The organism is Campylobacter sp. TTU-622, from assembly GCF_016598965.1.
Taxonomy (GTDB): domain Bacteria; phylum Campylobacterota; class Campylobacteria; order Campylobacterales; family Campylobacteraceae; genus Campylobacter_D.
This window is the reverse complement of sequence record NZ_JAENKR010000037.1, coordinates 1-13,093: the sequence shown is the minus strand read 5'-3', so window position 1 is coordinate 13,093 and position 13,093 is coordinate 1. Positions and strand designations below refer to the sequence as shown.

Here is a 13,093-nt window from a genome sequence, read left to right as displayed (position 1 = left end):
AGTTTGAATATAAAATAAATGATGATTTTTATAATGAGCAAAACTTAAATAAACATTTGTGCAATTTGCATTTTTTTTCCAGTGTAGATTTTCAAGAATTTAAAAAACTTTTTAATGAAAATATTTCTTTTGAATTTTTTGAAAATTTTATATCTCAATTATTAGAAAATAGTGAAAATGAATTAAAAGATTATGTTATCAAAGAGCTTATTTTTATCAAAGAGCTTATTAAAACTCATAAGCTAAATTTTGCACAAATTTTAGAATTATTTTTTATGCAAATTGATAATATAAAATTAAGCAGCGTAGGTGGTGGAGAAGTTACCGTTATGGGTCTTTTAGAAAGTAGGGGGCTTAGCTTTGATGGGGTAATTATAGTTGATTTTAATGATGATTTTATCCCAAAAAGAGTTTCAAGTGAATTATTTTTAAATAACGAAATCCGTAAAAAAGCAGGACTGATTACACACAATCAAAGAGAAAATCTACAAAGACATTATTATTATACATTAATAGCTAAAGCAAAATTAGTAGGTATTTCTTTTATAGAAAATGAAGAAAAAATCAAATCAAGATTCTTAAATGAACTCGAATTTACTTTATATGAAGATAAAATTTATAGCAATAATGCTTATTTAAAATATTTTCATACCTATCAATGCTCTTTCAATCTTGGGCCTATTACACACATAAAAGCTAAACATAATTATTTTAAAGAAAATCTATCTTATTCAAGGCTTCATCTTTTGATTAATTATGGCTTAGATTATTATTATAAATATGTTTTATGCTTAAAAGAGCCAAAAAATTTAAATGATACACTCAAAGCAAACGAATTTGGAAGTTTTATCCATAAAGCTTTAGAAATTTATTACACTCAAATTTCAAACAATCATTTTGATTATGAAGCTTTTATGCAAGTGGTTAAAAATATAAAGCAAAACAACATAGATGCATTAAATCTTGCTCTCATTGAGGCTATATTTAAAGAATTTCAAATACTTGAAAATGAACATTTTGAACAAGGTTATATTGTAAAAGAACGCGAATTCCCTTTACTAAGGGAATTTATCACAGATAATGGAGTAAAAATTAATACCTTTGGACGCTTAGATAGGATAGATTGTAATGATGAAGAAAAAATGATTATAGATTATAAAAGCGGAAAAGCAGATGATAAATCCTATCAACTTGCTTTTTATAAGTTTTTATTAGAGGGTAAATATCCATTAGAAAATATAAAAGCTTGTTTTTATGATTTAAAAAATATTAAGATTATAAATGAGAATGCTCAAAGTAAAAGTGTGCAAGAGCTTAAAGATTTATTTAGCAAGCTTGCCAAAGAGCCTTTAGAAAAAGAATTTTACAATCAAAAAAATGACAATATTTATAGTCCTTATACTATGCTTTATAAAAAGGAGTTTAAGTTTTGAGTTCTAAGTTTGAACCTTTTTTAGCCCTAGAAGCTAGTGCAGGAAGTGGAAAAACCTTTGCTTTAAGTGTGCGTTTTGTCGCATTAGTTTTAATGGGTGCTAAAATCAATGAAATTTTAGCACTTACTTTTACCAACAAAGCTACAAGTGAGATGAAAGAAAGAGTTTTTAAAACTTTTTTAGAATTTGATATGCTTGAAAATGGTGAAGATAAAGCGGAATGTAAAGAACTCATGAAAATGCTAGATAAAAGCAAAGATGAACTTATAGCTTTAAGAGAAAAATATAAAGAAGATTTTTTAAGATCAAAACTTAATATCTACACTTTTGATAGTTTTTTCTCTCAAATTATTCGATCTTTTGCTTTGAATTTAGGCTTTATGAGTGATTTTGAAATCATACAAAGTCAAGATAGTTATAAAAATTTTATCAGTAAGTTAAATAAAGAAGAATTAAATACTTTAGCATATTACATAATCCAAACTAAAAGTAAAAGTGATTTTTTGAAAAATCTTGAGAGTTTATATGAAAAATCTTGTGAGATTAAAACTATTAAAAACGTTCATTTTCCAAGCAAAACTTCTTTAGAAGAAAGTCTTAATAAATTTATAACTTATGCAAAAACTTTAAGCACTGATAAAAATTATCAAAAAAATTTTAATTTTGAAAATATAGAAGATTTTTTTACCAAGCCTATTATTTGTGATTTAGAAAAAAAATACTTTGAAAAAATCATTGATAGTGAGTTTTTGCAAAAAAGAGCTGAGTTTTTACAAAAGGTAAAAGAGTATTTTATCCAAATGGAAAATTATCGCATCAATATACTTGCCAAGCTTTTAGCACATTTTAAAGAAGCAAGAAATGAAGATAATATTAAGCAAAATGCTTTAACTTTCTCAGATATAGCCTTAAAATGCTATGAGTTAATTAGCGATGAGGCAAATAAAGACTTAATTTATTTTAGGCTTGATGGCTATATTTCACATTTATTAATCGATGAATTTCAAGATACCAATGTTTTACAATATCAAATTTTAAAGCCTATTATAGCTGAACTTGTTTCAGGTGAGGGTGTGAAAAAGAATAGAAGTTTTTTTTATGTAGGGGACAAAAAACAAAGTATATATAGTTTTAGAGGAGGTAAAAAGGAGCTTTTTGATAAACTTTTAAAAGATTTTCCACAAATTAAATTAGAACATTTAGATACAAACTATCGCAGTAAAAAACTTATAGTTGATTATGTAAATGAAGTCTTTAAAGATAAATTCTTTGATAGCTTTAATAGATCTAGTTTTACTTTGCAAAAGAGTGTTAAAGAAGGCGGATATGTAGAAATTTTACAAAATCAAATTGCTTCAAAAAGCACTTTGTATCAAGCAAGTGGTAAGGAAGTTTTAAAGATTATTCAAAAACTTTTAGAAAAAGGAATTAAACTTAGTGAAATTTGTATTTTAGCATGGATCAATAAAGATGCTACTTTAATGAAAGAATTTCTTGAAGAAAATGGCATTAAAGCTTATACACAAAGTAGTGTTGATTTAATGGATTGTATTAGTGTAAGGGTGCTTTTTGAGTATGCTAAAGCTTGTGTGTTCAAAGATGAATTTAGTTTATATTTTGTAAATAGTATTTTAGAAAAAGATCTTGCCTATACTGAGCTTGATTTAAATCGTAGCGTGGGTAAAATTTTAAAATATTTAGTTCATATCTTACAACTTGATTTAAGTGATATAAATTTAATCGCATATTTAGAGTATGCTAGCACTTTTGATAATTTTATAGATTTTTTATTTTATCCTTGCGAATTAAAATCTTTACAAGCTCAAGATGATGGAGTAAGTATTATGACTGTGCATAAATCCAAAGGGCTTGAATTTGAAAATTTAATCGTCCTTGATAGACTTAGCAAGGGTAGCAATGAGGCTCAAACCTTGATGTTTGAATACGATTTAGAACAAGGTTGGGAAGTAAAATACAGACATAGTGTAAGAAAATATCTAGAAGATGAAAACTATAATTCTTTTTTGATGAAAAGAGAAAAACTTCAAGCAGAAGATGAGGTAAATTGTTTATATGTAGCATTAACTAGAGCTAAAAATTCTCTTTTTATTATAAAAAATGATGAAAGTTTTAAAACTTTTAAAAGTTATTTTAAAGACTATGAAGAAAAACAAATTGGCATTTTAGAAAACAAAGTTCAACATCAAGAAAAAAGTTTAACAAATTTAGAACAAATTGAAGAATTTGAACAATTTCAAAAGGTAAATTTACAAGAGGTTAAAATAAAAAGCCAACTTTTTAGCAAGCAAATTCATTTTGGTTTAGCTTTGCATGAATTTTTGCAATATTTTGATTTTAATACAAAAAATAATTTTGAATTTTGCAAACAAATGATATATAAAAAATATCGCTTTTTCTTAGATGATGAAAGTTTTAAAGATCTTTTTAAAAGGCTTGCTATGCTTTTAGAAAATGAAAATTTTAATAAACTTTTATCGCAAAAAACACTATTAAAAGAGCAAATCATCACTTATAATGGTGAGCAAAAACAACTAGATATGTTAGCACTTAACGATGATGAAGCTATCATTATAGATTATAAAACAGGTTTAAATTTAAATGAACATAAAAAACAAGTTTTGCTTTATAAAGAAGCTATAGAGAAAATTTTAGCTAAAATTTCCACTAAAGCATTTTTGGTATATGTTTTAAAAGATAAAGTGGAAATTATAAAAATATAGAAAAAATATATAAATAGACCACAATAAAAAGTTTTTTTAATACTCCAAATAATGATTTTTAATCAACAAAACAGAAATTTATTGACAATATATATAATTATAATTTATATTATTAGCAAGGAGTAGAGTTTTGGATTATTATTTAAAATGTATTAAAAATTATGCAAATTTTAATGGTAGAGCAACGCGTAAAGAGTATTGGATGTTTACATTATATAATATTATCATTTGGTTTATTTTTGCTATTTTGGCAAATTATATCTCTAATTTTTTTGCGATAATATTTGGTTTATATTTCATATTTACATTTTTACCAAATTTAGCTGTAAATACTAGAAGATTACATGATATTAATCTTAGTGGATGGTGGCAACTGATAGGGTTGATTCCATATGCATACATTGTTCTTATCATACTTTTTTGTCTTAAAGGTAATGATAATGCAAATAGATTTGGCTTAAATCCATTGCAAGAAATAGAGTAATTTTAAAAAAGTTAAAATATTTTTATTTTAACTTTTAAAAACTATTCAAATTGCAAAGATTAAAATTATAAACCAATTTATCGAATTTAAATTCTATTATAATTTCCCCCTTTTATCTATAAAACTATATTTTCCATTTTAGTTAATTACAAGTTTAAATTTAAAACATAAAAAACAAGTTTTGCTTTATAAAGAAGCTATAGAGAAAATTTTAGCTAAAATTTCCACTAAAGCATTTTTGGTATATGTTTTAAAAGAATGGAAGGTTGAGATAATATCTCTTTAATAATAATATATCGTATTTAGGTTCTATGATAATTTTTCCATTTTTATCTATAACTCCCCATTTCCCATTTAATTTAACTCGAGCTAATCCTTCTTTAAAATCCCAAATATCATCAAATTTAGGTTCAATTGCAATTTTTCCATTTTTATCTATAAAACCCCATTTGTTATTTAATTTAAATCCTGTATTTAATTTAAATCCTGCTAATCCTTCTTTAAAATCCCAAATATCATCAAATTCTGGTTTTATTATGGTTTTTCCATTTTTATCTATAAAACCCCATTTGTTATTTGATCTTATTATTATTGAATGTTTAGATATAAATATATTAAAACAAGCTTCGTTGTTTCCTTCATTGCATTTTTCTTGATAGATATTTTGAAGTATTTTACAACTAGATTCGTCATAGTTATAACATTTTTTTTCAAGGCTATTTATATAAATTCTGCTATATTTTCCACCATAAAAATACTGATACATACTTGCTGAAGCTATCAAAAATAAAAACACTACACTAGCTATGAATTTACTTTTGTGCTTTATGATGAATTCTTTTCTTTGTTTTAGTTTCTTTTCTCTTTTTTCTTGAGCTATTTTTCTTTCTTCTTCGATTTTTCTTTTTCTTTCTTCTTCTAATCTTTTTAACTCTTCTTGTCTTTTTCTTTCTTGTTCTAATTTCTCTTTGGCTTTTGGATCGTATAAATTATTACTTCCGCATTCTTTACAGAATTTAGCTATATCTAAATTTTCTTTATGACATTTATTGCATATAAGCATTATATACCTCTTGCTTTTTTGATGATTTCATAAGCTAGATTGATTTTTCTCATCATTTCTTGAGCTATTTTTAAGAGTTCAAGAGGAATTTCTTTAGAATTAAGACTATCATAATGATACTCCTTGGCTAATTTTCTATAATTTTTTTTGATAGTTTCAAAATCGTCATTGATTTGACATTGTAAAATTTCATAAGCTTGTTCTAAAGTGATTTTAAATTCTTTATCTTCTTGTTTTTGGTAATTTTCTTGTTTGTTTTTTTGATTAAAATCATAAATTTGCTCATATCTTAGTTTTATTTCTCTAAAGCTTATAAGATTTAATCTAAGTCCTATGATGATATTTTCCATTAAGGTATTTTCATTTGCATTTATTTTTTTATCAAAATATATAAGATCAAGTAGCAAACAAATCAAAAAATCTGCTTCTTTTGCATTTAAAATACGCATACTAGAGCAAAGTTCATCGATACTTCTACCTTTATTTTTCTCTTGCTCAAAAATCTTTGCATAAGTGCTTCTAAATCCACTATACTCTTTAGAGTAAAACAAATCTATTTTATCAAGCAAAGAAGATATAAATTTGGATAATTCTTTTGTGATGATTCTATTATCTACTTTTGACATTTTTGCTAAAAATGCCACCATAATGGCAGGATTTTTACTATAAATATAATTAAATCTTTGTTTAGCTGGATGATTTAACTCAGCTCCACAAAATATACAAAATTTTGCATCTTTTTCTAGAACACTTTTAAGACAAAATTTGCAAGTTATTAAATCTTGTAATTTAAATTTTGAAAATAACAAAATAAAACCTTGATTTTTAAATAAAATAAAAATTTATTTTAACTATAAATTACTTAAATAATGATATTTTAAAAATTTAATTTTAGTTATTTACAAAGCTTTATATATTCTTAAATTAAGCTATTTATAAGTTTATTTCAATATAATCACAATTTAAAATTTTTGGCAAAGGTAAAATAATGACAAAGATAACAAAGCCAAACGAAGTAAAACGTGAATGGATCGTTTTAGATGCTGAAGGAAAGCGTTTTGGTCGTCTTTTAACAGAGGTGGCAACTATTTTAAGAGGTAAAAATAAACCTTGTTATACTCCAAATGTTGATTGTGGAGATTATGTTATAATCATCAATGCTTCTAAGGCAGTTTTTACAGGAGCTAATAAAGCAGAAGATAAACTTTATCACAGACATTCAGGATATTTTGGAAGTGTAAAAAGTGAAAAATTTGGTGATTTATTAGCAAAAAATCCTGCAAAATTATACAAATTAGCAGTTAGAGGTATGCTCCCTAAAACAAATTTAGGAAGAGCAATGCTTAAAAAATTAAAAATTTATGCGGGTAGTGAGCATCCACATACAGCACAGCTTGCTAAAGAAGGAAAATAATATGGCAACAATTTATGCAACAGGAAAAAGAAAAACAGCTATTGCAAAAGTTTGGTTAAAATCAGGAAGCGGAAAAATTAGTGTAAATGGTATCGATTTAAACACTTGGCTTGGCGGACACGAGTCGATTAAACTTAAAGTAGTTCAACCTTTATTGGTTACTAAGCAAGAAACTTCTATGGATATTCGTGCTATAACTTTAGGTGGGGGATATAGTGCTCAAGCTGAAGCTTTAAGACACGGAATTTCAAAAGCTTTGGCAGCTATGGATGCAGACTTTAGAGCCTTGCTTAAACCAAAAGGCTTGCTTACTAGAGATAGTAGAAGCGTTGAGCGTAAAAAATACGGACGCAGAAAAGCAAGAAGAAGTCCGCAATTTTCTAAACGTTAATAATTTTAAAACATTATTATTTAAAATTATTAGTTATATTCAATTAGTATTATTAAATTTAATACTAATTGATTTTTAATATACTATTAATATTTTTTAAATAACTACAAAGTTAAAACTTCAATTTTATACTCTATTAAAGCTTTTTTAATTTATTTTTAATTTTTGTTAAACGCCTTTTAAGAGAATTAATAGTAAATTTTTTACAAAATATAAAATTAAGGAAGGTCTTAATGAGTAAAGTAATGAAAACAATGGATGGAAATGAAGCAGCTGCTTATGCTGCTTATGCATTTACTGAAGTAGCAGGAATTTATCCTATTACTCCAAGTTCTCCTATGGCTGATTATACTGATATATGGGCATCTCAAGGAAAAAAGAATTTATTTGGTGTTCCTGTTAAAATTGTTGAAATGCAAAGTGAAGCCGGTGCTGCTGGATCAGTTCATGGATCTTTACAAATGGGAGTTTTAACAACGACTTATACAGCTTCTCAAGGTTTACTTCTTAAAATTCCAAATATGTATAAAATAGCTGGTCAGCTTTTACCAGGTGTAATCCACGTTGCAGCAAGGGCTTTAGCTTCTCAAGCACTTTCAATTTTTGGAGATCATCAAGATATCTATGCTGCAAGACAAATAGGTTTTGCTATGCTTTGTTCGCACTCTGTTCAAGAAACAATGGATTTAGCAGGTGTTGCCCATCTAGCTGCAATTAAAGGTCGTATTCCATTTTTGCATTTTTTTGATGGTTTTAGAACAAGTCACGAAATTCAAAAAATAGAAGTTATGGATTATGCACATTTTGATCGTTTATTAGATAGAAAAGCTCTTTTAGAATTTAGAAATGCAGCTTTAAATCCTGAAAATCCTAAAACACGCGGAACAGCACAAAATGATGATGTTTATTTCCAAACTAGAGAATTAAATAATCGTTTTTACGAGGCTCTTCCAGATGTTGTTAATGAATATATGCAAGAAATTACTAAAATCACAGGTAGAGAGTATAAACCTTTTGTTTATTATGGTGATGAAAATCCAGATAGAATCATCGTTGCTATGGGTTCATCTACTCAGACTATTGAAGAAGTTGTTGATCATTTAAATTCAAAAGGAGAAAAAGTAGGTCTTTTAAAAGTTTATCTTTATAGACCATTTAGTTTAAAATATTTCTTCAATGTTATGCCAAAATCTGTTAAAAAAATAGCAGTACTTGATAGAACTAAAGAACCAGGAAGTTTAGGAGAACCTCTTTATCTAGATGTTAAATCTGCTTTCTATGGAAAAGAAAATAGTCCTATCATAGTAGGTGGTCGTTATGGGCTTTCTTCAAAAGATGTAGATCCTGCACAAATTATAACAGTATTTGAGAATTTAAAACAAGATAAACCAAAAGATGGTTTTACAATCGGTATTGTAGATGATGTAACACATACATCACTTCTTTGTGGAGAAAAAATTTCTTTAAGCGATGAAAGCACAATAGAATGTTTATTTTATGGTCTTGGTGCTGATGGAACCGTTGGAGCAAATAAAAATTCTATTAAAATTATCGGAGATAAAACAGATTTTTATGCTCAAGCTTATTTTGCTTATGATTCTAAAAAATCTGGTGGTTATACTAGAAGCCATTTAAGATTCTCTAAAAAACCTATTCGTTCAACTTATCTTGTTTCTACTCCTCACTTCATAGCTTGTTCGGTAGCAGCTTATCTAGAAATTTATGATGTTTTAGCAGGGATAAGAAAAGGAGGAACTTTCCTTTTAAATAGTATTTGGAATGCTGAAGAAACTATAAGACAACTTCCTAATAAAGTTAAAAAAACTTTAGCAGAAAAAGAAATTAATTTTTATATTATTAATGCAACTAAACTTGCAAGAGATATAGGACTTGGAAATAGAACTAATACTATTATGCAATCTGCTTTTTTCAAATTAGCAAATATTATCCCTTTTGAAGATGCACAAAAATATATGAAAGAATTTGCTTATAAATCATATAATAAAAAAGGTGATGCTATTGTAGAAATGAATTATAAGGCTATTGACGTTGGAGCTGATGGTCTTGTAAAAATAGAAATTGATCCTTCTTGGAAAAATCTTGATATTAGCGAGAAAGAAGGAGTTAGTGCTTATAAAGGAACTGAATTTGTAGAAAAAATCGTTAAACCTATGAATGCTGCCAAGGGTGATGATTTGCCTGTTTCAGCATTTTTAGGTTATGAAGATGGAAGTTTTGAGCATGGAACTACAGAGTATGAAAAAAGAGGTGTTGGTGTAATGGTTCCTAGATGGATAGAAGCAAATTGTATCCAATGTAATCAATGTGCTTCTGTTTGTCCTCACGCAGTAATTCGTCCATTTTTAATTGATGATAATGAAATGAGTAAGGCTCCAAGAGGGGTAAAAGAACATGCCTTAGAGGCTAAGGGAACAAAAGGTGAAAAACTTAGCTTTAAAATTCAAGTTTCACCACTTGATTGTACAGGTTGTGAGCTTTGTGTTCATGAATGTCCTACTAAAGAAAAATCTTTAGTTATGGTTCCACTTCAAGAAGAAATAGATTTTGGTGAGCAAGAAAATGCTGATTATCTTTTTAAAGAAATTGTTTATAAAGATCATATCTTAAATAAAGAAAGCACTAAAGGAGCTCAATTTTCTCAACCATTATTTGAATTCCATGGAGCTTGTCCAGGATGTGGAGAAACTCCATATATCACTTTAATCACAAGATTATTTGGTGAAAGAATGGTTATAGCTAATGCAACAGGTTGTAGTTCTATTTATGGAGGTTCAGCTCCTTCTACTCCTTATAGAAAAAGCGTTAAAAATGGTCATGGTCCAGCTTGGGCGAATTCTTTATTTGAAGATAATGCAGAATTTGGTCTTGGAATGAAGATTGCAACAGAAAATACACGCAATAGAATTGAGCATATTATGAATGAAAATATGCAAAATGTTCCAAATTCTTTATCTGCTCTTTTTAAAGAATGGATAGCAAATAAAAATGATAGCATTCTTTCTTTTGAAGCTAGAAATAAATTAATTCCAATTTTAGAGCAAAATAAAGACATTAAAGCTGTAAAAGAAATTTTAGAGCTTAAGCAATTTTTAGGAAAAAAATCTCAATGGATTTTCGGTGGAGATGGTTGGGCCTATGATATAGGTTATGGCGGGCTTGATCATGTTTTAGCAAGTGGAGAAAATATTAATGTTTTAGTTTTAGATACTGAAGTATATTCAAATACTGGAGGTCAAAGTTCTAAAGCTTCAAGAACGGGTGCGGTAGCACAATTTGCAGCAGCAGGAAAACCTATACAGAAAAAAGATCTAGGGCAAATTGCTATGACTTATGGTTATATTTTTGTTGCACAAGTAAATTCAAATGCAAATTACAATCATTTAATTAAAGCATTAATAGCTGCTGAGGCTTATGATGGTCCTTCTTTAGTTATTTGTTATTCTCCTTGTATAGCTCATGGTATCAAAGGTGGTCTTGGATATTCAGGAGAGCAAGGTGAGCTTGCTACAAAATGTGGATATTGGCCTATTTATACTTTTGATCCACGTTTAGAAGAAGAAGGCAAAAATCCTTTAAATATAGCAAGCAAAGAGCCAGATTGGGATTTATATGAGCAATTTTTAATGAATGAAGTGCGTTATAATTCTCTTAAAAAAGCTAATCCTGATCACGCTAAAGAATTATTTGAGCGCAATAAAAAAGATGCACAAAGAAGATATAGACAATTAAAACGTATTGCAATGTCTGATTTTAGCAACGAAAAAGAGTAAAAATTTTTGAAAAATCTTTTTTACTTTTTTCTATTTTTTACTGCAGTGTCAGCAAGTTCAGATTTTGAAGCTTATTTTGATTCTTTAAACAAAAAAGAATCAAAATTTAATTTCTCTAGTCTTCAAAATCCTTTTTTTAATCCAAATTTTAATGAGATTCAAAATTTAAAAATTCAAGCTATTTTTTTAAATAAAGTTAAAATTAATAATACATGGTATAAAGAAGAAGATAAAATTAATGAAGCAAAAATTAAAAAAATAAAATCTGATAGAATTATACTTGAGTATGATGGGTTTGATATAGTAGCAAAGCTACGTACAAATGATAAAATTTATATTGATTAAATTTTTAATCTTTACTTCTTTTGTTTATGCAATTGATTGCCAAAAAAGACTTTTTAATATAAAATCTAGCGAGAATTTAACTATAAAAGAAAGCTTAGAAGAACTTTCAGATTATTGTTCATTTAGTATTATTGTTAAAGATAAATTAGCTAAAGAAAAACTTTTACAAACTCAAATAATCAATATAAATCAAATGACCTTGGAAGAAATTTTTAAATTTTTTCTTGAAGATAATGATTTAAATTATAATTTTAATGGAAAAATTTTAAAAATATCAGCCATTGAAACAAAAATGTTTAAAATTAGTTATATAAGTTCTATACGAGAAGGACAAAGTATTACAAAAGCTTCAGTAGATGCTAAGCCAAAACAAGCTGAATATATCCAAAATGAAGATATAGAAGATAATATGATTAAAAGTATGGAAAAATTTGATTTTTGGAAAAATATCGAACAAGAAATTACAGCACTTTTGTACAATACTTATGATGAAATAGAAGTTAAAAAACCTATTATTAATTCTAATGCTGGAATTATTATAGTAAGTGGAACAAGGACTCAATTATTAAAAGTTAAAGATTATTTGCAAAAACTTGAACAAAGACTTAAAAAGCAAGTTATTATTGATGTAAGTATTATTGCTGTATCTTTAAACAAAAGCCATTCTAGTGGAATTAATTGGCAAAAATTTAATATAGATTTTAGTTCTAAAACCAATGATGGAAAAAATTCTTTTATAGGAGTTGAAAATAACAAAGGTTTTGTTAAAAATTTAGGTTTTAGGGCTGATTTAAATTTTGATTCTATTTTAAATTTTCTTTCTCAAAATGGAAAAACGAAAGTTTTATCAAATCCCAAACTTATGGCATTAAATAATCAACAAGCCATTATTTCTATCGGAGATACAATCAATTATCAAGTAAAAGATACATCCAAAGGGACTGAAAATGGAACAACAGTAAGTGAAAGTTTTAGTAATTATTCTATTTTTATAGGAATTTTACTCAATATCCTACCAGAAATTTCTGATGATGGCAAAATAATGCTTAGAATTAATCCAAGTTTAAGTGATTTTAAATATCTAGAAGATAATCAAAGACAAAAAGAACCAAGAACTATAGCACCTGATACCATACAAAAAAAGCTTTCAACTGTTGTACAAGTTGAAAATAATCAAACACTTATTTTAGGAGGTTTAATCAGTCATAATCAAAATAAAGATGAAAATGAAGTTAATTTCTTTTCAAAAATTCCTTTAATAGGAGAGTTTTTTAAATCAAGTGATGAGCTTTCTAGTATAAATGAAATAGTATTTATTATAACACCTATTTTAGTAGAAAATTCTATAAATACCCCAAGTTTAAAAGAGTTAGGATTTAAACATTATGAATGATGTTATTAACATTAAAAATCAAGATTATATTTTAAATC

10 protein-coding genes are annotated in these 13,093 nt (G+C 26.8%); 8 read left to right on the top strand and 2 right to left on the bottom strand.

Annotation, left to right across the window (positions count from 1 at the left end; genetic code table 11):
* From JG677_RS04860 to JG677_RS04850, 3 genes are all read left to right on the top strand, one after another.
* A partial coding sequence (locus tag JG677_RS04860; RefSeq protein ID WP_200285457.1) for a PD-(D/E)XK nuclease family protein occupies window positions 1-1,433 on the top strand: 1,433 nt, incomplete at its 5' end.
* On the top strand, window positions 1,430-4,174 hold the full coding sequence (locus tag JG677_RS04855) for a RecB-like helicase (RefSeq protein ID WP_200169870.1): 2,745 nt from the start codon (window positions 1,430-1,432) through the stop codon (window positions 4,172-4,174). The genes JG677_RS04860 and JG677_RS04855, both read left to right, overlap by 4 nt.
* A 130-nt stretch (window positions 4,175-4,304) precedes the next feature.
* Window positions 4,305-4,658: a DUF805 domain-containing protein gene (locus JG677_RS04850; RefSeq protein WP_200169871.1), complete on the top strand. Its 354-nt coding sequence runs from the start codon at window positions 4,305-4,307 to the stop codon at window positions 4,656-4,658.
* Between the two features lie 250 nt (window positions 4,659-4,908).
* Here JG677_RS04850 and JG677_RS04845 read toward each other — a convergent pair whose 3' ends face one another.
* Both JG677_RS04845 and JG677_RS04840 read right to left on the bottom strand, forming a co-directional pair.
* Window positions 4,909-5,721 (bottom strand): WG repeat-containing protein, encoded by an 813-nt coding sequence (locus JG677_RS04845; RefSeq protein ID WP_200285456.1) that lies wholly within the window; start codon window positions 5,719-5,721, stop codon window positions 4,909-4,911.
* Window positions 5,721-6,530, bottom strand: a complete 810-nt coding sequence (locus tag JG677_RS04840; RefSeq protein WP_200169873.1) for a DnaJ domain-containing protein — start codon at window positions 6,528-6,530, stop codon at window positions 5,721-5,723. The genes JG677_RS04845 and JG677_RS04840 overlap by 1 nt, the downstream gene beginning before the upstream one ends.
* A gap of 179 nt (window positions 6,531-6,709) precedes the next feature.
* Between JG677_RS04840 and rplM the strand changes: the two genes are divergently transcribed.
* The 5 genes from rplM (at window position 6,710) to mshL (ending at window position 13,055) form a co-directional block, all read left to right on the top strand.
* Window positions 6,710-7,135, top strand: coding sequence for a 50S ribosomal protein L13 (gene rplM / locus JG677_RS04835; RefSeq protein WP_131163121.1), 426 nt, complete (start codon window positions 6,710-6,712; stop codon window positions 7,133-7,135).
* A gap of 1 nt (window position 7,136) precedes the next feature.
* Window positions 7,137-7,526 (top strand): 30S ribosomal protein S9, encoded by a 390-nt coding sequence (rpsI, locus tag JG677_RS04830; protein ID WP_131163122.1) that lies wholly within the window; start codon window positions 7,137-7,139, stop codon window positions 7,524-7,526.
* A 233-nt stretch (window positions 7,527-7,759) separates the two neighbouring features.
* The gene (gene nifJ, locus JG677_RS04825; protein ID WP_200285455.1) at window positions 7,760-11,317 is read left to right on the top strand and encodes a pyruvate:ferredoxin (flavodoxin) oxidoreductase; all 3,558 of its coding nucleotides are present in this window, start codon (window positions 7,760-7,762) and stop codon (window positions 11,315-11,317) included.
* Window positions 11,318-11,362: 45 nt separating this feature from the next.
* The gene (locus tag JG677_RS04820) at window positions 11,363-11,662 is read left to right on the top strand and encodes a transformation system protein (protein ID WP_200169876.1); all 300 of its coding nucleotides are present in this window, start codon (window positions 11,363-11,365) and stop codon (window positions 11,660-11,662) included.
* A complete protein-coding gene (gene mshL / locus JG677_RS04815) occupies window positions 11,640-13,055 on the top strand; it encodes a pilus (MSHA type) biogenesis protein MshL (RefSeq protein WP_200285454.1) in 1,416 nt (471 codons plus the stop codon). Before JG677_RS04820 ends, mshL begins: the two co-directional genes overlap by 23 nt.
* The last annotated feature ends 38 nt before the right edge of the window (window positions 13,056-13,093 follow it).

What these genes read in the sequence shown, in the direction of transcription:
- JG677_RS04845 (WP_200285456.1), bottom strand. Translation starts at nt 5,721, where the DNA reads ATGCTTATATGCAATAAATGTCATAAAGAAAATTTAGATATAGCTAAA.
- rplM (WP_131163121.1), top strand. Translation starts at nt 6,710, where the DNA reads ATGACAAAGATAACAAAGCCAAACGAAGTAAAACGTGAATGGATCGTT.
- rpsI (WP_131163122.1), top strand. Translation starts at nt 7,137, where the DNA reads ATGGCAACAATTTATGCAACAGGAAAAAGAAAAACAGCTATTGCAAAA.
- nifJ (WP_200285455.1), top strand. Translation starts at nt 7,760, where the DNA reads ATGAGTAAAGTAATGAAAACAATGGATGGAAATGAAGCAGCTGCTTAT.
- mshL (WP_200285454.1), top strand. Translation starts at nt 11,640, where the DNA reads ATGATAAAATTTATATTGATTAAATTTTTAATCTTTACTTCTTTTGTT.